At 53.6% G+C, this 22,973-nt stretch carries 27 protein-coding genes and 3 tRNA genes; 15 read left to right on the forward strand and 15 right to left on the reverse strand.

Annotation, left to right across the window (positions count from 1 at the left end; genetic code table 11):
* Window positions 1-21: 21 nt before the first annotated feature.
* Genes DESPR_RS01915 through rdgC form a run of 3 tightly spaced genes read right to left on the reverse strand, consistent with a single transcriptional unit; the run spans window position 22 to window position 3,101 of the window.
* Window positions 22-567, reverse strand: coding sequence for a hypothetical protein (locus DESPR_RS01915; protein ID WP_015723124.1), 546 nt, complete (start codon window positions 565-567; stop codon window positions 22-24).
* A 39-nt stretch (window positions 568-606) separates the two neighbouring features.
* On the reverse strand, window positions 607-2,451 hold the full coding sequence (locus tag DESPR_RS01920) for a tetratricopeptide repeat protein (RefSeq protein ID WP_015723125.1): 1,845 nt from the start codon (window positions 2,449-2,451) through the stop codon (window positions 607-609).
* A 44-nt stretch (window positions 2,452-2,495) separates the two neighbouring features.
* Complete coding sequence (gene rdgC / locus DESPR_RS01925) at window positions 2,496-3,101, reverse strand: recombination-associated protein RdgC (protein ID WP_015723126.1); 606 nt, start codon at window positions 3,099-3,101, stop codon at window positions 2,496-2,498.
* A gap of 241 nt (window positions 3,102-3,342) precedes the next feature.
* Here rdgC and DESPR_RS01930 point away from each other — a divergent pair.
* Window positions 3,343-3,418, forward strand: a tRNA-Lys gene (locus tag DESPR_RS01930).
* A gap of 18 nt (window positions 3,419-3,436) precedes the next feature.
* A tRNA-Glu gene (locus tag DESPR_RS01935) sits at window positions 3,437-3,514 on the forward strand.
* Window positions 3,515-3,541: 27 nt separating this feature from the next.
* Here DESPR_RS01935 and DESPR_RS01940 read toward each other — a convergent pair.
* The 7 genes from DESPR_RS01940 to DESPR_RS01975 all read right to left on the reverse strand — a co-directional run bounded on the left by DESPR_RS01940 (window position 3,542) and on the right by DESPR_RS01975 (window position 10,655).
* The gene (locus tag DESPR_RS01940; protein WP_015723127.1) at window positions 3,542-4,615 is read right to left on the reverse strand and encodes a tyrosine-type recombinase/integrase; all 1,074 of its coding nucleotides are present in this window, start codon (window positions 4,613-4,615) and stop codon (window positions 3,542-3,544) included.
* A 132-nt stretch (window positions 4,616-4,747) separates the two neighbouring features.
* On the reverse strand, window positions 4,748-4,897 hold the full coding sequence (locus DESPR_RS01945) for a hypothetical protein (protein WP_015723128.1): 150 nt from the start codon (window positions 4,895-4,897) through the stop codon (window positions 4,748-4,750).
* Between the two features lie 61 nt (window positions 4,898-4,958).
* The gene (locus DESPR_RS01950) at window positions 4,959-6,488 is read right to left on the reverse strand and encodes a hypothetical protein (protein ID WP_015723129.1); all 1,530 of its coding nucleotides are present in this window, start codon (window positions 6,486-6,488) and stop codon (window positions 4,959-4,961) included.
* A 118-nt stretch (window positions 6,489-6,606) separates the two neighbouring features.
* Complete coding sequence (locus tag DESPR_RS18235) at window positions 6,607-6,900, reverse strand: hypothetical protein (RefSeq protein ID WP_015723130.1); 294 nt, start codon at window positions 6,898-6,900, stop codon at window positions 6,607-6,609.
* Between the two features lie 1,112 nt (window positions 6,901-8,012).
* A complete protein-coding gene (locus DESPR_RS01965) occupies window positions 8,013-9,419 on the reverse strand; it encodes a hypothetical protein (RefSeq protein WP_015723134.1) in 1,407 nt (468 codons plus the stop codon).
* Window positions 9,416-9,814, reverse strand: coding sequence for a hypothetical protein (locus DESPR_RS01970; RefSeq protein ID WP_015723135.1), 399 nt, complete (start codon window positions 9,812-9,814; stop codon window positions 9,416-9,418). Before DESPR_RS01970 ends, DESPR_RS01965 begins: the two co-directional genes overlap by 4 nt.
* The gene (locus DESPR_RS01975) at window positions 9,807-10,655 is read right to left on the reverse strand and encodes a zonular occludens toxin domain-containing protein (RefSeq protein ID WP_015723136.1); all 849 of its coding nucleotides are present in this window, start codon (window positions 10,653-10,655) and stop codon (window positions 9,807-9,809) included. The genes DESPR_RS01970 and DESPR_RS01975 overlap by 8 nt, the downstream gene beginning before the upstream one ends.
* Before the next feature lie 12 nt (window positions 10,656-10,667).
* Between DESPR_RS01975 and DESPR_RS18240 the strand changes: the two genes are divergently transcribed.
* On the forward strand, window positions 10,668-10,826 hold the full coding sequence (locus DESPR_RS18240; RefSeq protein ID WP_169701503.1) for a hypothetical protein: 159 nt from the start codon (window positions 10,668-10,670) through the stop codon (window positions 10,824-10,826).
* Window positions 10,827-11,273: 447 nt separating this feature from the next.
* Here the strand turns inward: DESPR_RS18240 and DESPR_RS01980 are convergent, their stop codons facing one another.
* The 3 genes from DESPR_RS01980 to DESPR_RS01995 all read right to left on the reverse strand — a co-directional run bounded on the left by DESPR_RS01980 (window position 11,274) and on the right by DESPR_RS01995 (window position 12,229).
* Window positions 11,274-11,543 (reverse strand): hypothetical protein, encoded by a 270-nt coding sequence (locus DESPR_RS01980; protein WP_015723141.1) that lies wholly within the window; start codon window positions 11,541-11,543, stop codon window positions 11,274-11,276.
* Window positions 11,544-11,834: 291 nt separating this feature from the next.
* Window positions 11,835-12,017, reverse strand: a complete 183-nt coding sequence (locus DESPR_RS01990) for a hypothetical protein (RefSeq protein ID WP_015723143.1) — start codon at window positions 12,015-12,017, stop codon at window positions 11,835-11,837.
* 8 nt (window positions 12,018-12,025) lie between these two features.
* The gene (locus DESPR_RS01995) at window positions 12,026-12,229 is read right to left on the reverse strand and encodes a hypothetical protein (RefSeq protein WP_015723144.1); all 204 of its coding nucleotides are present in this window, start codon (window positions 12,227-12,229) and stop codon (window positions 12,026-12,028) included.
* Between the two features lie 102 nt (window positions 12,230-12,331).
* On the opposite strand from DESPR_RS01995, the gene DESPR_RS02000 reads away from it, so the two are divergent.
* Entirely contained in the window at window positions 12,332-12,739 is a 408-nt protein-coding gene (locus DESPR_RS02000; protein WP_043769542.1) for a helix-turn-helix domain-containing protein, read from the forward strand.
* Between the two features lie 70 nt (window positions 12,740-12,809).
* On the forward strand, window positions 12,810-13,253 hold the full coding sequence (locus tag DESPR_RS18245; RefSeq protein ID WP_169701504.1) for a DUF4124 domain-containing protein: 444 nt from the start codon (window positions 12,810-12,812) through the stop codon (window positions 13,251-13,253).
* An 11-nt stretch (window positions 13,254-13,264) separates the two neighbouring features.
* Here the strand turns inward: DESPR_RS18245 and DESPR_RS02005 are convergent, their stop codons facing one another.
* Both DESPR_RS02005 and DESPR_RS02010 read right to left on the reverse strand, forming a co-directional pair.
* Window positions 13,265-13,546 (reverse strand): helix-turn-helix domain-containing protein, encoded by a 282-nt coding sequence (locus DESPR_RS02005; RefSeq protein ID WP_015723145.1) that lies wholly within the window; start codon window positions 13,544-13,546, stop codon window positions 13,265-13,267.
* Entirely contained in the window at window positions 13,543-13,869 is a 327-nt protein-coding gene (locus DESPR_RS02010) for a type II toxin-antitoxin system RelE/ParE family toxin (RefSeq protein ID WP_015723146.1), read from the reverse strand. Before DESPR_RS02010 ends, DESPR_RS02005 begins: the two co-directional genes overlap by 4 nt.
* Window positions 13,870-14,009: 140 nt before the next feature.
* Between DESPR_RS02010 and DESPR_RS18250 the strand changes: the two genes are divergently transcribed.
* The 10 genes from DESPR_RS18250 to DESPR_RS02060 all read left to right on the forward strand — a co-directional run bounded on the left by DESPR_RS18250 (window position 14,010) and on the right by DESPR_RS02060 (window position 22,892).
* Window positions 14,010-14,091: transfer RNA gene (locus DESPR_RS18250), tRNA-Glu, on the forward strand.
* A gap of 255 nt (window positions 14,092-14,346) precedes the next feature.
* Complete coding sequence (locus DESPR_RS02015) at window positions 14,347-15,081, forward strand: YkgJ family cysteine cluster protein (protein ID WP_015723147.1); 735 nt, start codon at window positions 14,347-14,349, stop codon at window positions 15,079-15,081.
* Window positions 15,050-15,361, forward strand: coding sequence for a hypothetical protein (locus DESPR_RS02020; protein ID WP_015723148.1), 312 nt, complete (start codon window positions 15,050-15,052; stop codon window positions 15,359-15,361). Before DESPR_RS02015 ends, DESPR_RS02020 begins: the two co-directional genes overlap by 32 nt.
* A 401-nt stretch (window positions 15,362-15,762) precedes the next feature.
* Window positions 15,763-17,646, forward strand: a complete 1,884-nt coding sequence (locus DESPR_RS16935; RefSeq protein ID WP_015723149.1) for a sigma-54-dependent Fis family transcriptional regulator — start codon at window positions 15,763-15,765, stop codon at window positions 17,644-17,646.
* Between the two features lie 367 nt (window positions 17,647-18,013).
* Window positions 18,014-18,862: a hypothetical protein gene (locus DESPR_RS02030; protein WP_015723150.1), complete on the forward strand. Its 849-nt coding sequence runs from the start codon at window positions 18,014-18,016 to the stop codon at window positions 18,860-18,862.
* A gap of 89 nt (window positions 18,863-18,951) precedes the next feature.
* The gene (locus DESPR_RS02035) at window positions 18,952-19,545 is read left to right on the forward strand and encodes a hypothetical protein (protein WP_015723151.1); all 594 of its coding nucleotides are present in this window, start codon (window positions 18,952-18,954) and stop codon (window positions 19,543-19,545) included.
* 20 nt (window positions 19,546-19,565) lie between these two features.
* Window positions 19,566-19,889 (forward strand): hypothetical protein, encoded by a 324-nt coding sequence (locus DESPR_RS02040; protein WP_015723152.1) that lies wholly within the window; start codon window positions 19,566-19,568, stop codon window positions 19,887-19,889.
* A gap of 28 nt (window positions 19,890-19,917) precedes the next feature.
* The gene (locus tag DESPR_RS02045; protein ID WP_169701505.1) at window positions 19,918-21,402 is read left to right on the forward strand and encodes a DUF4384 domain-containing protein; all 1,485 of its coding nucleotides are present in this window, start codon (window positions 19,918-19,920) and stop codon (window positions 21,400-21,402) included.
* The gene (locus DESPR_RS02055) at window positions 21,380-21,700 is read left to right on the forward strand and encodes a hypothetical protein (protein WP_015723154.1); all 321 of its coding nucleotides are present in this window, start codon (window positions 21,380-21,382) and stop codon (window positions 21,698-21,700) included. Before DESPR_RS02045 ends, DESPR_RS02055 begins: the two co-directional genes overlap by 23 nt.
* A 43-nt stretch (window positions 21,701-21,743) precedes the next feature.
* A complete protein-coding gene (locus tag DESPR_RS02060; protein ID WP_218918268.1) occupies window positions 21,744-22,892 on the forward strand; it encodes a vWA domain-containing protein in 1,149 nt (382 codons plus the stop codon).
* Window positions 22,893-22,973: the final 81 nt, after the last annotated feature.

Consider the following 22,973-nt stretch of genomic DNA (forward strand, 5'->3'; position numbering starts at 1 on the left):
CGTTGTTGTGTGCTAAAGGCGTTATCCTTGATGGACGCCGGACTCGATCCAGGCGCGAATCTTGATCAGTTCCTCGTTCCACAGATGCGAGGCCCTGATGTTAATGAACAGGCGGAACAGATCGCCCACCAGGTGGGTCAGTTGCTCGAAGAGGCCGATCCGTTCGAGGATGCGCCCCTCCAAACTCTCGGCGTCCTTGCCCTCGTCGGCCGCATCCACTGTTTTGGGCAGGCGGATGTTGCGGAACTCGAAGATCGCCGCCGTGAGGGTGACACCGAATTCGTAATCGCCATAGGCCAGACGCAGGCGGGCCTGTTCCGGTTTCTTGGCTAGGCCAAGTCCGGCCCTGGCCTCCTTGAGCTCGGTTTGTAGGCCGCGGCAGATCACCTTCTCGCTGGCATCGCCCTCGCCGTATTCGAGCAGCATGTGCTTTTCAAAAACCACCAGCACGTCACCCCGGCCCGGCACCTCGACGCTACCGCCGCGCTCCTCCGACTTGAACCACAGCCAGGCGAGAAACTCCTGGCCAAGAAATCTTTTTTCCTGAATAAGATCGACAAGATCCATAGATTGTTCCGTTGACGTGGCGGCAAGGCACCGCCAGGATTACAGTTCGAGCGTTAACGCCTCTTTGCCTTGTTGTTTTTCCGCGGCCTCGACACTCTGCTGAAAAATGGCCGCTGCCCGCTGCTGATAGTGTTGGGCTTCCTCGGATTTACGCTGATTGGTGCACAGTTTGGCTAATTCCTGGAGGATGGCGGCCACGCTCGGGTGCTCCTTGCCATGCACGGCCTCGTTGATGGCCAGGGATTTCCGGTAACAGGCCTCGGCTTCGGCATACTGCCCCTGAAGGCGATAGGATTCGGCCAGGTTATTGAGACTGATGACCAACTGGGGATGGGTCGGCCGCAGGGTTTTCTCCTGGATGCGGACCAACCGTTCATAAAGCGGCACCGCCTGTTTCTCCATCTCCAATTCCATGCACAGGGCCGCCAGCTTGGCCAGGATGCCAGTCAAGGCGGGATGCTCTCTACCGCGTTTCTTTTCCAGAATATCCAGGGCCTTCTTATACAGGGCCACCGCCTTGTCATATTCCCCCAGGGTTTCCTGGTATTCGCCGATCTGCCGCCAACTGACCGCCATCTCTACATGGTCCTGTCCCAGTTGCTTGGCCAGGCTGGTCATCGATTCCTTGTAAAGCGGACCGGCCTTCTGGTACTGGCCGCTGAGGACGTAGGTATAGGCCAATTCCCGCTGGGCCAGCGCCAAGGCCAGGGGATCGGTTGCGCTACTCTCCTTGGAGAGCTGGACAAAGGATTCCAGCCACGGCACCGCTTCCTTGTACTTATAGAGGCAGCGGGCTGTTCGACCGGCGGACTGGAGGTGACGAGGGTTGCCCGGTTCCTTGGCCACTGCCAGGCGGTACCTTTCCATGGCCTGTTGCAGGTCAACGCGGCACTCGGCCAACTGACCGCTGAAATGGGCGGCCTGGGCGGCAAGGGGGTGGGATTGTCCGCTCAGGTGCGCCAGATACGCCTCGGCTGCCGCCGGCTCGCCGACCTGCAATTGGTCGATGGCTGCCGTCAACTCTGGTTCTCCGTTTTCGTGTCGCAACCGTACCAGGGCGTCCAGGATCTGCTGGTAACAGGCCATTTCGTCCACATAACTGTCGGCCAGCAGGGCCAGCTTGTCGTTCATGATCACCAGCTCGCGCTGCAACTGATCCCGTCGTTTGTCGTCCTGCTGTTCAATGGCCTGGGCCAAGGCGGCTCTTTGCCGCTCTTCCAGGGCGTTCAGGCGGGAGGCATAGGCCTCAAGGCTCAGGCGGACCAGCGGCGGGGGCTCTTCGGAAGCCTTGGGCTCGGCCACAAGGTCGGGAATAGCGAAATCCATCACCTCTGTCTGGAGTTGGCCACTGGCAGGCGATTCGGCGCGCCCTTCCCCTTCCTCGGGGAAGGGTGCGGCGGAGGGCGATGCGCTTTCAGCAGCCGCCACGACCTTCTGTTCGTTGATCGCCTCTTGTTCCCCTTCGGTTGCCGCTGCGAGAACCGGCTCTGTTTCCTCGGCCAACCGATCGTGCTCGACAATCGCCAACGGCTCTGCCGCCTCACCCCTCTCCTGATCTTCCGTGATGGGTTCCACTGCGGCTGGGGGCTCGGTCGGCGTTGGCTCGGCAACCGCTGCTGTCGTGTCCGATGTCGGCGCGACGGTCATTTCCAAGGAGGGAAGCTCTGGTGTTATGACCGTGGCAGCCGATTCCTCCGGAACAGGAGCGACTGCGGGCGCCTCAACAGCCTGGGGCGGTTCCTGCTCGGGTGGCAGGGCAGGGCGTTGCGCCTGTTCCTCGGCTTTGCTGACCGTGGATTTTTTCCGGGCGGCCTGATTTTTCCACAGGAAGACAACCGCGAGCAGGGCAATCCCCACGAGCAGGGCAAGCGCGAATCCGTTCATTTTTCCTCCATCGTCTTCAGCGAACGTGGTTGTGCAGCCGTTGATTACAGCAAAATGGCGGGGCGCATTTCCTCATATTTTTCCAATGCCTCGCCTTCGGCCATGCGTTGGCCGGTCAGCCAAGGGATCTGCAGGATGAGCGAGAGGTGAAAGGTCTCCTTGAACAGATCCTCAAGGAGAGCCATGGCCTTTTTGCTGGTGGAAAAAAAGAGCAGGGTGCTGTCGGCCAAATTCCAGCACAGGTCATAGGTGGAGGGAACCGGCGGCGATTTGCGAATCAGTTCGGCGCGCACCCGCTCCTTGATCTCTAGGCGGGCCGCCCGATTTAATCGGGGGATCTGTTTTTCCCGCTTGATCCGTTCTTCTTCTTTGGCGACATATTTTTTCAGTACCGACGGTGCCACCTTGCGCTCGTCAACCCGCATCGTCAAGGCGATGTAGTCCCCGGCGGCATAGGAGCTGTAGGCGAAGCCGGCGTCAAACATGTCCGCGACCGAAACCCAGCCGATGGAATATTCGTCCATGGTGTCGTCGATATCCTTGAAGCTCATCGCCGCGATTCTCTGGGCGGCAACATCCCAGAATGATTCGGGCAATTCCCCTACCACCGAAAAACGTGTCAACGATGCTGAACCTGCGAGTAATCCCATACTATCCTGACCATGAAAAAATCCGGATGGAGAATCCATCTTTCATTTGGACAAATTTGAGTCGATTGTACTCGCAAACCCGCGCACAGACCACAAGGATTTTAGTAAAATTGGTCTAACTGTGGAGGCCGTAACGGCATGGGACATGACAAGGCCCTCTTGGGGGGAGAAAATAATTCTGAAAGATATTTTTGGTTGACACGCTCAGGAGAACTTAGTAGAGAGAGTCTCTCGAAATGAAGGGTCGTTAACTCAGTCGGTAGAGTATCTGCCTTTTAAGCAGAGAGTCGCGCGTTCGAGCCGCGCACGACCCACCATCCAGTATTTTAAGACCTGTCCCCATCGTCTAGCCAGGTCCAGGACACCGGCCTTTCACGCCGGCAACACCGGTTCAAATCCGGTTGGGGACGCCAAATAAATCAGCTAGTTATCTAGCTGGGTCATACTCCGAGAACCTGCTGAAGGATTTTTGAAGGATTTTTCTCGGAAGCAGTTAAGCCGGGGAGTGCCGCTAGCACTTCCCGGTTTTCTTTTTTCAGCCTGTGAATATACCGTTGAGTCGTCGCCAAGCTGGTGTGACGGAGCATGTATTGAATTTCAACCAGGGGCACATTCTGCGCCGCCAGGATTGAAGCAAACAGATGCCGGATTCCGTGAAAACCAAACGGCTTTACCCCGGCTTCCTTGCAGACCTTTTTCAGCCAATGCTGGCGGTATTGATAGGCAAGGCTCCGATAGCTGACAAATACATGTTCCTTCAAGTCGCTGTTTCCCTTCTTGTGCCGTAACAGCCACTCGGCAAGATCGTCCTTGATGCTCAACCACTGAGAGCGCCATTCTCCGACCTTATTTTTTCTCCAGCTGAGGCGGATTCTTTTACGAAAAAAATCCACATCGGCCCAGGTAAGACGGAACAGCTCATCCCGACGGGCTCCGGTCTGCAAGTAGCAATAGAGCATCAGCTTATCTTGGTCCTGGACGAGAGAATGAAAGACCTTCCAAAAATCGTCCAGGGTTGGAACGTATCTTTCGAACCGCTCCGAGGCGAATTTCTCCACCTTGGAAAACGGGTTTTCGCTGGGGAGTTGAAGAAACTTCACGCCCCAGGACCAAGCCGCCGACAAATTTTTCCTGTCTTTATTGGCAGCGTTCCCGGATCGGCTGATGGATTGCCTTTGCAAAGCCTTTTGGACTTGCAGGGCGGTTAACCGATTGGCCGATTCTTTCGGGTTGATGCCAGAGTAGGCAAAAAATTGACGAAAGGCCATTCGTTTTTCGTCAAACGTCTTGCCGGTAAAATTTTGCTCTGCATGCCTTAGATATTCAGTTGCCCAATCAAGCAAGCAAACCGAATGGGTCTTTTGTTCGGCTATTTCGTCGGGAAGTTGTTCGGACTCCCACAAAAGAGCCTCTTTCTTGGTCAGAAAGCTTTTCCTCTGCCTCTTTCCGTTGACTATCCTCTGTCCCGTCCAGGGATATTTGTCTTTGTTGTTGTTGTAGTTTTTGTACGCCATGATTCATAACCTCATTTCGTGGAAATCTCCAAGAACGTGGCCCCAAGCGTACTCCCCCGATCTTTTCAAGACCGTAGCGAAGCAAGACACGCTTTTCAACTCGGAAATATTCACAAACCTCTTTCAAGGTCATCATTTCAGGATACATTTTTCAAATCCTGGTAAAAATTGCTGCCGAGGATCGACGGCGGATTGTTTCTCTTCACGGACGGCGGCTTTTATGCGGCGGGCACGTTCGGCAACGGCGGGCATATACTCAGCCCCAAGGGCTTTGTCCCCCATCAGGCCCCTCCGGGGTGTGGTAAAAATCGAATTTTTCATTTCCTTGCGTACCTCAATCCGATCAGCCAACACGCGCCAAATAAAAATCATTGCGGCGATCAGGCAATTTCTCGCCATGGGAGAGCTTTTCGAGGCATGACTTGCATTGACAATGCGGGCTGCCGGCAATGTAAGAAACAGCCTGGTCATGATCGACAAATTCCGCACAATGAATGCAGACGAAAAAAGAAGTGTCGCCGGGGGGTGAAGGTGGAGGAATGGCCGCACCTATGACACCTTGTTCGGCGTCGTTCATCGTTGGGCCATGGATCTCGCTGAACCCGTAAGGCCACACCTCGTTAACCTTTTGTTCCATGCGCACCTGTAAATCAGACTTGCCGGTTTTGGGATCGACCTTTTGAGCCTTGGTACTGAGAATGGAAGAAATTGCTTCCTGGCACCAAATGGAAATCACGTCATGATCATTGCCGGTATAACCATTGATGGCAGCGAGGTTGAGCGCGACACCGGCGAGCATATCCTCAAGCTGTCGCTTGTTCTTGGTGGGAAGACACTTGCGGCGTGATGCCATCTCTTCGCCGCTCCACTGGAGGGATTGAAGGCGTTCCCACCAGGGATTAATCTTTGCCCGGTCCTGGTGACGGTTGTTGCGGTCGAAAGGTTCAAGACAAAGCCGAGCCCAATCAGTGACGCAATAAGACCAAAGGGAAGAGGCTTTTTTGTGCAAATCCTGCAACGTCTTGATACGGAACTGTTTCAAGACGGTTTTGCGAAGTTGAAATTCGACCCGAGTTACCTGCAAATCTTCATCGTCATCTTGCTCACGTGACCAAACTGAGGCAAAAAGGGATTTCTTGCCATCGTTCTTGGCGATCTCCAGAACCTTGTCATAAACGCGAAGCATGATATCGCCCTGGCCAACGGAAATACCGGTTTCGGTGACGCGACCAGTATAGGTGGAGAGGTCCCCCAGGTCGCCCTCTGATTGATTCCAGGTAATACCGGAAAATTTCTGTTGCGAATGGTCATAGTAGGAGAAGAACTTGTTCGCCCGGGTGATCCAATAATCATACCGTTCAAGGCCGAGTTCGCGGATATCCTGCCCAATAGAATCGGCGCACAAGTGAACCTCAGAAACGGAATTCTTGTGAACCGTGCCCTGGTACAGATGGATCAGCTTGCAAATCTGGTTGATAACGGTGGTATATCCGGGAGCCCAACAGGACATGGAGCCAATATCAACCCACACGTTCGGGGTATCCATGTAATCCCGACGAGTGGAGATGAACACATTGACGTCAGCGCGTGAGATGTGAAAGGCATACCCACCGTTTTTACCGGTGGCGTGGCAGTTGTAATACTGGTCAAAATCATCACCGAGCTTGATTGGCACCACTTGCCGAATCTCTTGCGCCTTTGCTTTTCCCTGACCCAAGATTTCAAACAACCTTTCATCTTTGAACTCGACATAGAAACCGACCTTCAACCGATCAAGCCCCGTGGAGATTTCGACCCCCCTTGTTAATCGGTCTTGGGGAAAAGAAGGCGAAATTACCGGTGCCTGAGCCTGAGAAAGGAAACCATCGTACATCGCATGAACTCCTGAAAAAAATGAATCCTGATCGTTACGCACTAACGCGCTATCGCTTGTTGCCTCCTCAAGGTCCCTGCAATCGCCTGGAAACCGCCCCAGGCGATCACAGCGAACCTTAAGGAGGGGGGAGATGGACGGGTTTGGGTAGGTCGTTTTTAATTTCATTTTTTCTTTTACTGCCGTAGCGCTGGAAAGCGCCTTGTCGGCTGAGCCCTAGAGCTAGGCCAATATGTTCCCAGGACCTGCCGAAGGAACGTTGCCCATCAATGGCAACCTGTACGGCTTGGTCAAACTCGGAACGAAGTTGAATCAGCATTGCAAGTTCGTGCTCATCGGCGGCGGCAACACGGCGGCCGGCTGCTCGAATCATCCGGGACAGCATCTTTAAGTAATCTGCGGTCTCAACCATGAAACGCCTCTTTTGCCGTGAAATGGTGTAAACGATTGGTTGACGCTTTTCGGCCGAAGCAAGATTCAAGAGCAATGAGGCCGCCCTGGAGCTGAGGATCCGGACGAAGATGGGCCGAGCTTGGTGGCCTTGCAGATCAGCCGGGAAGTGCGGATCCGAGATTCGCAGAACAGGCAAAGGCCGAAGTGAGGAAGAGAAGGGTCACAAACGGTTTTACGGCCGCAATCGGCGCAAAGGCAAACGACCTGATTTGTCCTGTCGTTATGTGATTGGCTCATTTGTTTGGCCTCATCAAAGGTTAGCTACGATGACGCCAGCAATAAGCATGGACGCCAAAAACAGTAAAAACAGGAAACAGGGTCGAGTGCTCATCAGCGTTCACTCCTAATTGCATTGATTGCTCGACCGCAGAGGCGGCCGAAATAAATCCAATTGTAGCTAATGCCGTGTTGGTCACAGAGAGGCTTGATGGTATGCAGATCATCGAAGGCCGTGCAGGCGATCATTGTATAAGCATGTTTCTCAAGGCATGATAAGGCGTAGAGGCTCCACCAAAGCCGATACAAAGCGGTGAAAAAGCAGGCCGCCAGGAAGACGATTGATAACCAAGCGAGGTAGAAGAGAATGGCGGCAATCATTTTGAAAAGTACCGTTGAAGTTTGCGGAACAAAGGGCTCAACCTTGGAATGAGGACAAAGACGACAAAAGGAATCAGGAAAAAAGGAATGAGATAAGCGAAAGATTTGAAAGTCATGTTTCTTGCCTCCAGTTTTAGGAAGTTATCTTAAGGAATCGAAGGATGGGGCCAGACATAAATTTGAGCAGATACAAAGAGATATAAAATTGAGTGCACTGGAAAAGAACATCGACCGGGAATAACCAGGTCAACCAACAAATAGCAGTATGCGGTGTAGGGAATTGGTTGACAAGATCGGCCCCGAGAGACAAAGACGGCATGATTGTCGCCATCATTTCGATGAGGTATGCGAGAAGGGCAAGGATAGCGTTGAGAATGAGGACAAAGGCATCAACGATTACATTGATAAGCGTATCGAAGAACGCTTGGAACCAAGAAAGTATTATTTTAATCAAAGAATCCATTGCATCAGCCCTTAGCTGAAAAGAACCATGACCGCTTTACCAGTGCCGATAATGCACAGTATGGCAAAGAAAAAATTCATTACCTTCACAACTGAATCAAACGGCGCCATATCAAGAACCATTGGATCAGTTATGAAACGGCTCGACAAATCAACAGTAATTTTTGGAGGATATTCACAACCGCTGCCTTCAACGTAGCCGAGGCAATCAAGAAGCAGGTTGGGGAGTTGATATAGGGCTGTTTCTTGGAATGCGACTGAGGCATTCAAGATTTGCTCATAATTAATGCATGAAGACAGGCCGTCGGACAGGTCACATGTAGGGGTATACCAAGAGGTTGGGACTGGATAGTTAGGTTCAGATTCGGGATCAGGTTCCGATTGATTTGCGGCGGATTGAGCAGCGGTAACTGCTGCCTGCAATGCAGCAATTTGGGCAGTAGCATTATCAGCGTTTGAATTGACAATCTCTTGAGCAACCGTAGCGGCAGCTTGTGCAACTGAAGTTGCATTATCCTTGAGAGCTTGCGCGACTTCGGCAGCGGTAAGGGTGGGCTCTGTCAGGGTGTCAACGGATGCGCCCGGAACCGCATCGGCAATTTTCTTTTTCGCGTCGGGCAAATCTTTAATGGCTTGCTGTAAATCCGAAGCAACTTCAGGCGCCGGGCTTACAAGACCATCGGCCAAGCCGGGATAGCTGACGCCGGGTGATGGTTTGTATGTCGGTTCCTTTGTCTCAAGACTCCCTTTCGCTATCCAAACTCTATAGGTGGTAGCTCCGTAGGAATTGACGGAAGTATCATTCAAATCGAGAAAAACAGCCTGAGAGGGAGTTGCATAGATAAGCGTAGAATAAACAGATTTAGGGTATGTGGACCCGTTGTTGTTGAAATAAGTGAGAGTCGTGTAATTGGCAGCGTATGGAGCTTGTGTGATCTCAAAAAATGTACCGTCCGTAAGTTCGAGAACAACACCGACAAAAAAATCTGATGGATTCACGGAGACAGGCAAAGAGTTAGCTTCTATCAAGTTCTTGAGGCTAGTGTATGCACCGGATGCGGAGGTTCTAACCTGATCTACAATATCAGCAATTGACGCACCCACAGCGGCAGCCTTAGCCGCATAGTAATTTTGAGCCGTGGTAAGAGATTGAGGGGTGAAAAGGGCACCAACGGCCTGAGCAAGATAAGAGGGCTGGAACACAGCGTCGGCCGCCGTGGCGACGGCACCGGAAGCCGTCTTGACATATTGGGGTATTTGCCCGGTTTGGGCGTAATAGGTTCCGGCGGAAGTTGCCGCCATGGATGCACCAATGGCAGCGGCCGCTATGAGGGCAACGGGAACGGCAGAGTGACTTTGCGGCGGTTGCGCAAAGGTGCAGCAGTAGAAAAAGACGGTGAGCAGGGCGATCCGTTTCATCTTTTAGCCCCCTTGACCAGCTGCCCGCCGGTGAGATCGTCGCCGCACTGACAGCGGAAATGCTCGTCAAAGGGTTGGAAGTCCTGACCGATGCAGACGAAGCGGAACATATCGCCGCGCTCCGCACACGACCGCTCACAGATAGCGAGATATTCCCGGCAGGGCTTGGCCTGCTTGATCCGCATCGAGGGGCTGGTTGTGGTGGTGTAGGGAAACCCGCCGCCAAAGGTGCCGGTATTGCCCGGCGTGTCCTGAGCAGGGTTGGAGGCGGACGCCGAGCTGGATTGCGGGGTAGAAGGGGTCCGAGAGTAGGTGACGCCGCCGTTAGCGCTGTTGAGCCCAAAGCCGAAGATGTTCAGGAAAGCAAGACAAAGAAGAAAAAAGATATTAGGCATGGCAGGCACCTGGATTAATGATTTCTCGGTAATCGTGAATAAAGGAGGATTCGGTTATCGCCTGATGTTTTTCCCTCAGTTCCTGAACGGCGGTCCTGTAATATATTTGCGGATCAAGGCCGAGGGGTTCGAGGCCAAATTCCTCTTCCAGGGCGTCATTCTTGAAAAGTTCGAAGGAGTCGTATAAGTCGCAGGTGTCGAAGTCTAATTTGTAGGTGAATTTATCTTCCATCATGCCTTTGAAGGTGCCTTCACCGTTGACGATGGATTGTGTGGCAAAACGAGGATGCTTGTAAAAAAGGCCGAGCGAAATCCCGAGAAGCTTTCTCTTCTGCATGTTTCGACACCAGGTAACCAAGTCCACCTTGCCGCGAATCTGCTTGTCGATGTCCTCGGAATTGTGCGACATGAAAATTGCTTGAATTTTGAGTTTTCGTATATTGATGAAATATTCGATAAATTGGTTGTTTCTGGATTTTCGATAATCCCTGGCGTTAAAATAAAGACTGGCTTCATCGAAAACTTGTAGCCCCCATTCTTCGCGCGTTTTTGCCTGTTTCCCGGTGGCAAGCTGAGAAACCTTTTCGGCAAATTCATAGCATGAAGCCACGGAGCCAAAACGGAAGGCTCGGTTATAGAACTCGCAGGCTTTATCTAAAATTTCTTGATCGGAGACATAAGGCGGAAGGATGCGCGAGGCATATTTGATGGCCCAATCATCGACAAGCGGGTAGTTCAGGCCAATAACGCCGCCGCGACGCAGGAACTTGAAGGCTATTGAATTGACGATAGCGGATTTGCCGTTACCCATGGCACCGCAGAACATTTCGATGACAGCCATTATCTGAAATACATGAAACGGGAAAAGACACGAAGACCGGCAATCACAGCGATGAGCGAGGCAATAACCCCGAAAATGCTCACCACCGAGATTGCCAGCCAGCCGGTTGCAGCCGTGGCCATGTCAAAATATGAAATGGACGGCAAGCCCATGATTAACGCCCCTGGATGAGACGGCTGAACATGGACAACCCAACCTGAACACCCTTAATGGAACCGTAGATGCCCATACCGCCCGTAATAGCCAGGGCGATCATGGAGGTTACTTCAGTTGCGGCGTCAGTAAAGTTGGCAGCGCTAAGCATAATATGCCTCCTGTGCTGATTGAACGGTTTGAGGGCCAAGGCCCCGTTATAGCCAAAGTATGGATTTCAGGAAGTTGAGCGCCAAATGGAAGCCCACGGCTGAAATCCAAATCAGCAGGCCGACCGCGAAGGATGATCCGAAAATTTGGATGAAATCAAATTCGCTCATTATCGGCCCAATCGTATTTGAATGGTCGATGCCACGATGTTGGCAGCCAGTAACCCGGCATTGATTGCGAGCAACGTGGCAAGCCAGTAACCAATTGTTCTTAGCTCTTCGAGGTGCCCGAAGAGAGTAAGCACGTCATCGGAGGTCATGCCAAGTTGAAGCCAATAATCCGACCTTCATAAAACGATGGCATAATCTTCACCGAGACAGGTTCAAAATCATGGAACTTGGTCAAGTCGGTGCCAGTGGGAACCTCGATCTGAAGGGAAGATGTAGCGCCGGGAAGATTGATCAAAAGTTGAGTGACCACTTCACCGGTTTTTTTCCGGGTATACTGACGGAAACCGTTACAGATGCCTTTTACGAACATCCCGAAATTCTCTTTGCGTTGTTCAGGAGTTTTTTCAGTTGTCATTGTTCTACCTCTGAATGTTGAGTTGATGGTTCAAGTCATGGGTTAGGGTAAGGGGGAAGGTGAATTGCCCGATCAGCCTGCCCTGGTCCGACGGACCCAGGGCAGGCTGATCGGGGGAAAAAGTTATTCTGTTATGGCAACGAGGACAGACAAGCTGATCTACTCGACGGTTCAGAACAAGCAGCGGCGCCAACTGATACCGCTCCTTGCACCGCGCGCAGAGAATGACGGCCACTTCGTGGAGCGGATATTTTTTTGATCCGGATATGTCTTTGCCGAGATGGTATTTCATCAGGTGAGCCTCGATTTTTCCGGAATGACTGGTTGGCTCTCCTGGTAGGATTTGTACATCAGGGGAAAAAGCCGTGTATGGATACGCGCGAAAAGTGAGAGCAGTTGACAGTAGATGAGCAAGCCGAACCCGAGGAAAACGAGAAACAGACCGAAAAGAATCAGGGAATCATGATAAGTCATGGATAACCTCACAGAATTCGTAATTTGTTGAGTTCGTACTGAAGAATGTCGGCGGTAAGGTTGCGAAAGGCTTCGGCATAATCGGAACCGATTTGGATATCGCCGTAATTGGTGTGAATGGTGAACCCGCTCATCATGTCGGGAACTTGCCGGGTGAGGGCGTATTTCAGTTTTTTAATGGTCGGTTCGTCGGTGGAAGTGATGGTTGGCATGGCCGTCTCTTTATTAGAAGTGGTGAGGTTATAAGTTTTCTTATTGATTGAAACCTTATAATAGGAAAACCTATTGGTCAACAAAAAAATATAAGATTTCTTATGAAAAGTGAATTTGAAGAAATATGGGAAAGGATAAAGATCGAAACAAACTTAAAAAGCCTTCAAGGGCTTGCTAATATTATAAAAATATCGCAACCTGCTGTTTCGGAAATGAAATCAAAAGGTAAATTCCCGCCAGGTTGGGCCTATTTAGTTGGAAAAGAATTTGGATTGCTGACAGAATGGATAATGACGGGTGTAGGGCCTAAAACCTTAGAGGAACTAAAAGGAGATATGGCCTTTTACGAAGAACTTGAAGAGTGGGCGAAGGAAACGGGCAGATCGGAAAACACACAATGGTTGAAAAACCAGATCGAAAGTTTTTTCCCGATGTTCAGTGAATGGAAGAAAAGAAAGGCCGAAGGGGGAATTGCTCAGCCTGAGTCCCCATCATCAAAGGTAGCATAAAAAGTGTTTAAAAGTTGTAAAATTTCAAGTTGTTACAACGTGGTGTTAAAGCAATATAATGAGGTAACTTGTGACCGTTTTGAATCCTAACGACAACTTTTCAGGCAAAAGAAGTGAAGATTTAACCGGGTACAAATTCACAAAATACGGCGAAAAAAATGTATCAAACGTCAAATGGACCTATGATTTTACCCCGTTAAAAAAATGGGCTTTATTCATCCTAAGCGCTTGTTTCGTTGGAGCCTTGGGAGCATTATTGATTGGACAAAGACAAAAGATTGAACAGCAAAAAGAAATAGCCATCGAAGCGCAAGATGCGCGAAAACATTATCTCCAAAAGATACTTGAGGACGTCAAGCAACAAACCATAGCTGAAGAGCGCCGGAAAAGCATGGCAACCGAAAACACAGTCGTTGAACCAGCAAAACAACAGCAACCTCGAGGCAAGAAACTGTACAGCTGGGTTAACGAAAATGGTCAAACTGTTTATTCAAATAAGCCGAAACCAGAATGAACGTTACCGAATCAGGCCGGTTCAAGCTCCAGGTGAACACGCCGACCTAAAGCCGTTGCAATGTTCACTAAAGCATCCAAGGAGAAACGAGAGACACGACCACGCAATAAATCATTGATACGGGGTTGAGTCACACCGCAATGCAAGGCGGCATCGGCCTGCTTCCATTCATTGGCTTTAATAATGGCTGCAATCTGGCGCATCAGTTCAGCCCTTGCCCGAAGATTGGCAGCCTGTTCCGGTGTGTCGGTTAATGCATCCCAAATATTGTTATAGGTTTCCATTTCGATCATTTGAACACCTTCATCAGTTCAGAGTATCGGAATTTAGCAAGGTCGATATCCTTTCTTGAAGTTGCTTGCGTTTTCTTCTGAAATGCGTGGAGCACAAACACCGCGTCAGCAAGCCTTGCAGTATAGATAATGCGGAAAGTTCCGGATTCATCCCAGATGCGAATTTCTTCTACTCCTTTGCCGATAGAAGGCATGGGCTTAAAATCATCTGGCTGTTCCCCTCGTTGCACCTTATCAAGCTGATAACCGGAATCCTGCCGGGCACCCTCCGGAAAGGAACGTAAGCACTTCAAAGAATCCCCGAGAAATCGAATCACTTTCATAAACAAATTATATTCAATTGGATATAAAAAAACAAGCTTAAATGTGTCCCGAAAGCCTTGAAGCTGAAGGATTTTTGAAGGACATTTTCCCCCAAAAATAAGGAAAAGAAAAGAGCTGTGTGGAGAAAAATATAATAAAAATAGCTATATAGATCGGGAAAGCGTGCTGTTTTGCGGCCTTTCACGCCGGCAACACCGGTTCAAATCCGGTTGGGGACGCCAAAATATCAGCCTGTTAGCTCTCGCCAGCTAGCAGGCTTTTTTTGTTGGTGAGTCACAAGTGACTTGTCCTCCTTTCAAAATACACAATGAGGGCAAACAGACTTCAGCAGGTGAATATATTGCGTTCCCCTTTTTCGTGCCTGCTGGTCAAAATTTCAATCCTTTCATTCTTTCCTTTGCAAATCCTGTAACTTGACGGTATTGCTTGCACACTAGACCGATTGTTCCCCCGCATCCCGCCGGGTGAGGACCGCCATGACGCTATCCTTGTGTGCCAGCGAACTCGACCGTCAATCACCCTTTGGTTTTACTTGTCGTCGCTGCCTTACTTGTTGTCGCTTCAAGAAGATTCAGCTCAACCCGTACGAAACCGCCCGCCTGGCTGGTCGTTTGGGAATCTCCACCACCGATTTCATTGCTCGCTATACCACCGGCGGCACCGTGTTGCGCTTTGATGATCAAGGTGCCTGCGTTTTTCTGCAGGCCGACGGTTGTACGGTTCATCCCGACCGGCCGCTAGTGTGTCGGCTGTATCCGCTTGGCCGCTACGTTGATTCCCTGGGCGTGGAAACCTTTGCCCAGCTGGCCCTTGAGGATGGTTGTCAGGGAGAGCTCCATGCCCAAGGCACCATTGCCCGCTACCTGCAGGACCAAGAGGCCTTTCCCTTCATGGAAGCCGCTGACCTCTATCTCGATCTGCTATGGTATCTTGTCGAACATCTACATGAGCAGGATCTTGCACCACTCCAGGCAACAGCGGTCAGCGACGCGGCGGGGGGAGAGGCCGAAGCGGAAAGCGATGATAGGTGCCAACTGGTCTGGATTGACCTTGATCGGACGGTGCGCGAATACTGCCAACGCACCGGCACCCCGGTGCCCGGCGACATCGATGCACGGATGAAACTGCAAATAAAGGCTGTCCGGCAGTGGGCAGCACAACCTCAAGGAGGAGACAGGTATGGAAACGACCCAGAACCGGCAGGTGGATAAGGACCAACAAGCAGCGAATCACTCGCTGAAAAAAAGTTTGGCGATTGCAACGGTGGCGGTTTCGCTGGGTATCGCCTTGGGGGTGGATGTCGTTGATGTCCTGGCAGGAGAAGGACCGGGCAGTCCTCCAACGCGCGCCCTTTCTCGTCAGGACAAGGATCTTGTTTCAAAGCAGCATAAGGATGTCAGTCAGATCCAGCAATCGACGCGACAGTCGATTAATCAGTCGAAACAAATCAAAATCGATAGCCACCCCTCTCAGACCATCTACGGAAAATAAAAACAATCTTCCGGTTTCTTTTCCGCGTTGTTTTTCCGGCCACGGCGGCTTGCTTCCGTGGCCGGTTCTCGCTTGACACCTTCAACGCGGTATAAAAACTCCTCGCCGATCAGGCGGTTGACAATAGCAAAGGAATATGGATGCCAGGTCCAGATCTTCGGCTGTTTGGGGCCGGTGTTGGCTCCATGAACTAGCCCCGCCAGCCAGCGGTTATCCTATTCGCGCTGAGCCAAGACACATTTAATCCTCAGTTTTTATGCGAATCGATTGTGAGCCGGTGTACATTCTCTTATTCTAGCCGAGGACAGAACCATCTCTTGAGCGGAGTTCCTTGCCTTGTCTGGAGAGATGCCCCTTTTTCATGAGGGAATGAAAACCACCACCTTTTTTCGTTAGTGCCCATGCCCACACTCATTGTTTGTCAGGATGCCCACGATTATCGGGTGATCGATTTTGTCGGCTCGGTCACCATCGGTCGCGAAAACGATAACGACCTTGTGCTGGCCTCACCCCAGGTTTCCCGGCACCATGCATCCGTCGCTCAGCGGGAAAACGGCGACTACATGCTGTTTGATCATGAAAGTACCAACGGTGTCTGGATGGAGCAGCGCCGGGTCAACGGTGTCCGTCTCGGCCACGGGGCAAGCTTTCGCATCACCAACTTTTCTTTTACCTTCCTTGATGAACAGCACGATGACCGCCCTTCGAAAGTGTTTGCCTCGGAGGGCGAGAGCGGGCCGCCTGCACGGCAACGACCGCTGGATTCGGCCACTGTTCTTTTTAATCGGGGATCGGATTCGGCGGCCGAGGCGCCCGCCGTAGAACGGCCTGCTCCCTTGATGAATGAGGAAACGGTGGCGATGGTACCCCTTGCCAGCCTGTTTCTCGCCCTGCAGACCATTGACGAGGCCATCACCTTGGGCGAGCGGATTCTGGCTGGCGCCGTGCAGTTGACCGGAGCTGATCGCGGCTTTCTCGCCCTGCTCAACGAGAAGAACGAACTGTTATACACGGCGACCCACCGGTTCGATCCGCGCAAGGACAGTCTGGAGATCAGCCGGGAGGCGGTTCAACTGGTGATGGAGCAATGCCGTTCGATCCGGATCGAAGAGGAGGGACAGGAACGACGCAAGGGCAAGGGCCGAGCCCGCTCGGTGCTCTGTGTGCCGCTGGTGCGCGAGGACAAGGCGTCCGGCTGCCTGTATCTCGATCACCCAAACGATGCTTTTTTCGACGTTGCGGCGCAGAGCCTTCTCGAAATTCTGGCCTTGCACGGTGCCGTCCTGCTCGACAATCTCAATAGCCGCCAACGGCTGTTTCGGGAGCGAGAATCCCTCAAATCCCGGCTTGCCTCCAAGGATGAAACCATTGTCAAGAGCGAGAAAATGGTCAAGCTCTATGAGGATATCCGCACCATTGCCGCCATCAATGTGCCGGTGTTCATCCAGGGCGAGGCCGGCAGCGGCAAGGAGCATGTGGCTGCGGCGCTGCATGCTTTTTCCCAGCGCAAGGGAGCGTATATCCCTCTGAACTGCTCGGCCATTCCCGAAGGCATTTTTGAAAGCGAGCTGTTCGGTTCAAAAAAAGGCGCCTTTCACGAGGCGATCGACAAGCCGGGCAAACTGGAATTGGCTGATGGCGGCACCCTGTTTCTCGATGAAGTGGCCGATATGTCCCTTGCCCTGCAGCCCAAGCTGCTGCGGTTTCTTGAAAACGGCGAGATCACCCGTCTGGGTGATACCCGCAGCCGCCGGTTGGATGTGCGGGTGGTGACCGCCACCAACCGTGATGTGGCCGCGATGATCCAGGAACATCAATTCCGCGACGACCTGTTCCAGCGGCTTTCCTGCTTTACCCTCAAGGTGCCGCCGTTGCGCGAGCGGCTGGAGGATATCGAGCCTCTGAGCCATTATTTCCTGGAGAAGTTCTCGGCCGAGTACAATTGGAAAACGCCCCGCCTGACCGAGAGTGCCCTGCAACGGCTCACCCAGTACCCGTGGCCCGGTAATGTCCGCCAGTTGCGCAACGTGCTGTTGCGCCTCGCCGTTCAGTCCCAGGGCAGAATGATCACCGAGCGTGATATACTGGCTCTCTCCGATGAATTCGGCAGCAAGGAGGAACCGGCACGGATCGAAGTCTTTCCCAGCCTGGAAGAGATGGAGAAGAACCACCTTCGGGCGGCCCTGGAGCGGGCGGACGGCAACATCTCCGATGCCGCGGCCTTGGTGGGAATCGCCCGTTCCACCTTTTACCAAAAAATGAAAAAGTACGAAATTTCAATATAATAAGAATTGAATCGCTTTGCTTGTAGGAAAATCGAACAGGCGAACACGCTGTCTGTCCGATTTTCCTACAATTTGCTCTTTGCCTGAAAATTCCCTTTTTTCAAGATGATCACTCTTTTTCTCCTCCGCGCTGTTCGATTTTCGAACATTTGCGCGATCCCCCGCAAGGGAACCCCCGAGGGGGTGCCTCCGGTGGCCATCGCCGGTACAGCTGGCTTGGAAATGATGATGCCATATTTCAGTGTGTTGCGACTCGTTCGCGGCGCAAATCTGCACTTGGCACGCTCGTTGCTTTAGCTGTGGCAACCAGTTTTGCTGTCTGTCAGCATAAGAACGAACATCAAGCACCTATTTGAGGAGGTTCATCATGAAAAAAACAGTTTTCACAGCCGCTGTTATCTTTGCTTTGTCCGCCGGAGTTGCCCATGCCGATCATCGTGATCGCGGCGACTCGACGTTGCTGGGTTCTTTCGGCAGCAAACATCGAGGCGGGGCGATCCATCACAACACCTTTGCCGCGCAGCCCATCACCAACACCAATTCCAACGTCATCACCATCAATACCTCGGCAACCCAGACCGCCACCCAGACCGCAAGCGCCACTTCGCCGGTGACCCAGACAACAACTTCCACCTCCACCTCTGACTCCGGCAGCAACGCCACCGCCACCAGCAGCAACACAGACAGTTCCACCACCACGGCTGGCACCGATACCTCAGCCTCCACCACCGATTCGACCACGGACAGCACCACGGATACCACGGCGTCGACCACCGACAGCACCGATACCGCCGCTGACAGCACGGCCGATACCGCGACCGATGCCACCGCCGATGCCACGACCACCAGCGAGCAGAACGACGACCAGGATGGTCTCCAGGCCGAGATCCGCAACGAAATCAAAGGAGTTGGCAATATCTCCAGCACCATCTCCGGTGGCAACAACAACTTGGCCAACGCCGCCTCCATCTCCGTAGGCGGCAGTGCTCAGAGCACTGATTCCATCATCAACAAGGTCAGTTCCGCCGGCAACATCTCCAGTTCGATCAAAGGCGGCAACAACAACCGCGCCAATGCAGCGTCCATCTCCATGGGCGGCGGCATCGCGGTCAAAGGCCGGGTGATCAACGAGGTTGAGGGCGCCGGCGATATTTCCAGTTCCATCGAGGGCGGCAACAACAACCAGGCTAACGCCGGTTCCATCGCCATCAACTGATGTGCTTCCTCCCTCCGTGTCGCGGTCCGCATGTGCTGCGGCACGGAGTATCCCCTATTGCAAATGTTATCCTTCTGCGGAGAACCATCATGAAAGTCCTGCATATTCTTACCATCGGCGCCCTGCTGCTGGCACCGGCCCTCAGCCAGGCGGACATGCTCGGCCTGCGCGTCGAGAACCGGGTCAAGGGCGGCGAGTACAGCGCCCGAACCAAGGGCAACAACAACATCGCCAACGCGGCCTCGATCAACATGACCGGCAGCACGGCGCGCGAGGTCAACAATCGGGTTCAGGCCGCCGGCGCGATCTCCGCCTCGGCCACCGGCAACAACAACACCGTCAACAGCGCTTCGGTGCAGATGCAGAACTCGACCGCCGGTAAAGTGTCCAATACGGTCAAGGTTGATTCCATCGGCAACACGGTGCGGGGCAACAACAACATCTCCAATATCGGTTCGGTGTCGATGCGCAATTCCGCGGCCGGCGTGGTGACTTCCGAAGTGACCGGAGGTCAGTTGAACGGCGTGATCGACGGCAACAACAACCGCCTCAATGTCGGGTCGGTGCAGATGACCGAGGCCCAGCGCGGTGAGGTAATGACCAAAACCGATCTCGGCAACGTCTCGGTGTCGATGTCCGGCAGCAATTCCAGCGTGGCCATCGATTCGGTGGTCGCCAACTGACAGCGACGGAGGATCATTCCATGCAAACGATCACCGCGACCCTGGTGCTGTCCCTGCTGCTGACGGGAATCTTCCGCGCGGACCCCGTCCGCGCCGACGACCTCGATGACGGCATCACCATTGATGATTCGGCCTATTCGTACGGCAATATCAGCAGTTCGAGCCAAAATTTCTCCTATCTCGCCCAGCGGGCGCGGAGCAAGGCCGCATCGGGGTCCGGTGACGTGGTCCTGTCCGACAGCGGCGCGCTCAACAGCGTCATCCTCGATGCAGGGGCGCAGATCAATGGCGACATCATCATCATCGATGATTCTTCGGGCGACAAGACCGTTATTTCCAATTAATCCAGCGTGAGGGACGAGCATGCCGTTTGTGACCATCAGACCCCGATCCCGGCGAGCGCCGGGCCTTTTGCTGTTGATGCTGCCGCTGGTTTTCCTGGGGCTGACCTCCTGCTCCTCGATTGACCCGCGCCAGGTGGATGTTGATCTGCCGTCGGACATGCCGGAGGTCAAGGAAACCAGCTTCGACAAGCCGCTGGCCGAATTGGGGCGGATGACCCAGATCTACGGCAAGCGGGCTTATATTCAGGGCAAGGATATCACCGACTTCACCGGCCTTTCCACCTATGGGTACGGTGAGATCCCGCGTGACATCACCGAGATGACCAAAAGCGCGCTCAACGCCATCGGCGGCAACGTGGTCTACATCCCCTACAGTCCGGTGTTCATCAACAACCAGATGGTGACCGGTTATTCCAATTTCCAGGGCAAGCTGATTCCCGATGTCGTCCTCTCCGGCGGCATCACCGAATTTGACCGGGGCCTGGAAACCAGGGGCAGCAACACCGATTTCGGTGTGACCACCAAACCGTTCAACGTCAACGAATCCTGGGTGCCAGGCGATACCATATCCCTCGATTACAACCAGGAAGATCAGGATAGCCTGGCCCGGATCACCCTTGATTTCAACCTGCTCGATTTCCAGACCATGTCTGGCGTGGCCCGCATGCAGACGGTCAACACCATCAACGTCTACAAGGCGGTCAAGGAAAAAGAGCTCGGCTTTACCATCTTTGGCCCGACCTTCGGCCTCAAGGGCACGGTCAAGAAGGTGCAGGGCCGGCATGCGGCCATCCGTCTGCTGGTCCAGACCAGTGTGCTGCAGATCGTCGGCAAATACCTCTATCTGCCCTACTGGAAGCTGATCCCCAACATGAAGCCCGATCCAGTGGTGCTCGACAAGATCCGTCAGGATTTCCGCAACCTGAGCCAAACCGACAAGGTCGGCGAAATGCAGACCTGTCTCTACCTCAAGGGGTACAATGTGCCAGTTACCGGCCAGCTCGATGCCCAGACCCAGTCCGCTCTGACCAGCTTCAAGCAGCAGTATGCAGTCCAGGGGGCGGGTGACGCCGAATTGTATGTCGCGCTGTGGAGTTCACTGGGTGACAACATGGAGCAGGTATCCTATCGCCGCGAACTGCTGGCCAGGGCCTTGGAGAATCCAAGCCAGCAGGCGGCGGTCGCCAAGGCGCCGGCGAAGAAGGAACCGGCCAAAGAGGTGGCCAACAGGGCGGCTGCACCTTCCGAGAAGGTGGCGACCCGCAAGGCGGCCGACAAATCCAGCGGGAAAAAGGATGTTCCGGCCCAGCGACGGGCCAGTTCCGGCCCGGCTGCCGTGGCCAGCACCGCGCCATCCGAGATCAAGGCCGCAGGATCGGTCTCGAAAGAATCGACTCCTGTCAACCAGGACAAGGATCGCAACGACATCGCCCAGGTGTTGCGTAGTCAGCCGGTCCTGGGGAATAAAAATTCAGCGGAGGCAATGATCAATGAAAGGCGCATGGCCGAATAATTTCGGAGGCGGTTTGCTGGCGGGGGGGCTGGTGGTCCTGTTGGCCGGTCTGCTCATGGGAGCGGTTCATCACGATCCGCCTTCCCTGCCGGTGGCGGTGCTCGACCCGCAGGTGGAACGGCCCGTGCCCCTTGCCAGCAATGGTCGTTATCAGATTGTCACCTGGCAGGGCGGCGGCGGATACGGGGCCTTTGTCCTCGACACCGCGACCGGCACCACCAAGGTCGCCTACAGCTCGATCAAAGGACCGGGTGGCAAAAGCGTCAACAATATCGGCAAACCCTTTGCCCAGATGTAAGGAGTATGCAATGCAGTGCAGTGATCGGACGGAGGAGTTGAAAATGAAGTGGTGGCAAAAGTTGCAACCCGTGGCTGCGGAGTTGATCATCCTGGCGCTAGTGCTGGCTGCTGTGCTGGCGGCCAACCTCGGCCATGCGGCCACAGCCGGTGGCCCGGCGCAGGGGTATGGATTGAAGATCTTCCGCGTGGAGTCGGGACTGTATCCCTTTGTTCATGTCTACATGCGCACCTTTGACCAGGAAATGAATCCCCTGGTCAACCTCAACGTGCTCAACATCGGGGTGATGGTCGAGGGACGGGCCTACGATCCGAGAAAAAAACAGTATGTCATTCAACCGTTGCGCAACCGGGAGGAAGCGACCCGCTCCATCCTGGTGCTCGACACCAACAAGATGCTGAAGGGGCAGGATTTTGAAGCCATGATCCGGGCAGCGGCCCGGTTCATCGACGCCAAGCGGCCCCAGGATCAGGTGGCCCTGATCGCCCTGGACAACAGTGGCGAGGGATATACGGTCTTGTCCAATTTCGACCGCGAACCGGGCATCCTCGGTCGGCGGCTGGCCGATCTGCAGCCGCGCGGCGACAAGACCAGGCTCTACGACGGGGTGGCGGCCGCCATGCAGATGGCCGGTGGCGCGGTGGGCGGCGATTCCTCCAGCGAGGTGGAATACATTGTTTCGACCTCGATCATCGTGCTGGGGAGCGGCCGGGATGACGACAGCGCCATCAGCCGTTCCGATCTGATGACCCGCATTTCCAGCCTGAAAATTCCGGTGCCGATCTATTCGTTGTGCTTTACCGGTCCCGAGGGCAAGGATCAGCGCAACCTGCAGGCCCTGTCGAAGAATTCCTTCGGCAAGTACTACTCCATTGGCGGCGCCTACGACACCATCACGCGCAATATCGAGGATATTCAAAACATCATGCAGAGCGACTACGTGCTCACCTTCCGGGCCTACATTCCGGTGGACGGCGGCAGGCACAATGTCAAGATCGGGGTCGAATATCCGACCGGCAGCGGCATCATGTACTATGACGCCTCCGTGTTCGAGGCCATCGAACCGCCGACCTTCCCCCGGATCATCGAGGCGCAGCAGAAGCTCGACAAGGCGATCCCCGCGCTCAAGGATGAGGAATTGTATCTGAAAAATCCTTACGCTCCGGCGGCGGTACCGGGCGGGAAAAGCTGATCCTGTCCTTCGGCGTGGATTGATAGCGCAACACGGTTCTTGTGCAGCCTCCGACCGCCCTCCCGAGCACCCGGGGGCTGC

Origin of the sequence: Desulfobulbus propionicus DSM 2032 (assembly GCF_000186885.1) — a bacterium.
Taxonomy (GTDB): domain Bacteria; phylum Desulfobacterota; class Desulfobulbia; order Desulfobulbales; family Desulfobulbaceae; genus Desulfobulbus; species Desulfobulbus propionicus.

What these genes read in the sequence shown, in the direction of transcription:
- DESPR_RS01945 (WP_015723128.1), bottom strand. Translation starts at nt 4,897, where the DNA reads ATGGGGGACAAAGCCCTTGGGGCTGAGTATATGCCCGCCGTTGCCGAA.
- DESPR_RS02020 (WP_015723148.1), top strand. Translation starts at nt 15,050, where the DNA reads ATGGAAACGACCCAGAACCGGCAGGTGGATAAGGACCAACAAGCAGCG.
- DESPR_RS01975 (WP_015723136.1), bottom strand. Translation starts at nt 10,655, where the DNA reads ATGGCTGTCATCGAAATGTTCTGCGGTGCCATGGGTAACGGCAAATCC.
- DESPR_RS02030 (WP_015723150.1), top strand. Translation starts at nt 18,014, where the DNA reads ATGAAAAAAACAGTTTTCACAGCCGCTGTTATCTTTGCTTTGTCCGCC.
- DESPR_RS01940 (WP_015723127.1), bottom strand. Translation starts at nt 4,615, where the DNA reads ATGGCGTACAAAAACTACAACAACAACAAAGACAAATATCCCTGGACG.
- DESPR_RS18240 (WP_169701503.1), top strand. Translation starts at nt 10,668, where the DNA reads ATGAAACGGGAAAAGACACGAAGACCGGCAATCACAGCGATGAGCGAG.
- DESPR_RS02035 (WP_015723151.1), top strand. Translation starts at nt 18,952, where the DNA reads ATGAAAGTCCTGCATATTCTTACCATCGGCGCCCTGCTGCTGGCACCG.
- DESPR_RS02010 (WP_015723146.1), bottom strand. Translation starts at nt 13,869, where the DNA reads ATGAAAGTGATTCGATTTCTCGGGGATTCTTTGAAGTGCTTACGTTCC.
- DESPR_RS02040 (WP_015723152.1), top strand. Translation starts at nt 19,566, where the DNA reads ATGCAAACGATCACCGCGACCCTGGTGCTGTCCCTGCTGCTGACGGGA.
- DESPR_RS01915 (WP_015723124.1), bottom strand. Translation starts at nt 567, where the DNA reads ATGGATCTTGTCGATCTTATTCAGGAAAAAAGATTTCTTGGCCAGGAG.
- DESPR_RS01995 (WP_015723144.1), bottom strand. Translation starts at nt 12,229, where the DNA reads ATGCCAACCATCACTTCCACCGACGAACCGACCATTAAAAAACTGAAA.
- rdgC (WP_015723126.1), bottom strand. Translation starts at nt 3,101, where the DNA reads ATGGGATTACTCGCAGGTTCAGCATCGTTGACACGTTTTTCGGTGGTA.
- DESPR_RS01950 (WP_015723129.1), bottom strand. Translation starts at nt 6,488, where the DNA reads ATGTACGATGGTTTCCTTTCTCAGGCTCAGGCACCGGTAATTTCGCCT.
- DESPR_RS02055 (WP_015723154.1), top strand. Translation starts at nt 21,380, where the DNA reads ATGAAAGGCGCATGGCCGAATAATTTCGGAGGCGGTTTGCTGGCGGGG.
- DESPR_RS01970 (WP_015723135.1), bottom strand. Translation starts at nt 9,814, where the DNA reads ATGCCTAATATCTTTTTTCTTCTTTGTCTTGCTTTCCTGAACATCTTC.
- DESPR_RS01965 (WP_015723134.1), bottom strand. Translation starts at nt 9,419, where the DNA reads ATGAAACGGATCGCCCTGCTCACCGTCTTTTTCTACTGCTGCACCTTT.
- DESPR_RS18235 (WP_015723130.1), bottom strand. Translation starts at nt 6,900, where the DNA reads ATGGTTGAGACCGCAGATTACTTAAAGATGCTGTCCCGGATGATTCGA.
- DESPR_RS02000 (WP_043769542.1), top strand. Translation starts at nt 12,332, where the DNA reads ATGAAAAGTGAATTTGAAGAAATATGGGAAAGGATAAAGATCGAAACA.
- DESPR_RS01980 (WP_015723141.1), bottom strand. Translation starts at nt 11,543, where the DNA reads ATGACAACTGAAAAAACTCCTGAACAACGCAAAGAGAATTTCGGGATG.
- DESPR_RS02015 (WP_015723147.1), top strand. Translation starts at nt 14,347, where the DNA reads ATGACGCTATCCTTGTGTGCCAGCGAACTCGACCGTCAATCACCCTTT.
- DESPR_RS16935 (WP_015723149.1), top strand. Translation starts at nt 15,763, where the DNA reads ATGCCCACACTCATTGTTTGTCAGGATGCCCACGATTATCGGGTGATC.
- DESPR_RS01990 (WP_015723143.1), bottom strand. Translation starts at nt 12,017, where the DNA reads ATGACTTATCATGATTCCCTGATTCTTTTCGGTCTGTTTCTCGTTTTC.
- DESPR_RS02005 (WP_015723145.1), bottom strand. Translation starts at nt 13,546, where the DNA reads ATGATCGAAATGGAAACCTATAACAATATTTGGGATGCATTAACCGAC.
- DESPR_RS02060 (WP_218918268.1), top strand. Translation starts at nt 21,744, where the DNA reads ATGAAGTGGTGGCAAAAGTTGCAACCCGTGGCTGCGGAGTTGATCATC.
- DESPR_RS01920 (WP_015723125.1), bottom strand. Translation starts at nt 2,451, where the DNA reads ATGAACGGATTCGCGCTTGCCCTGCTCGTGGGGATTGCCCTGCTCGCG.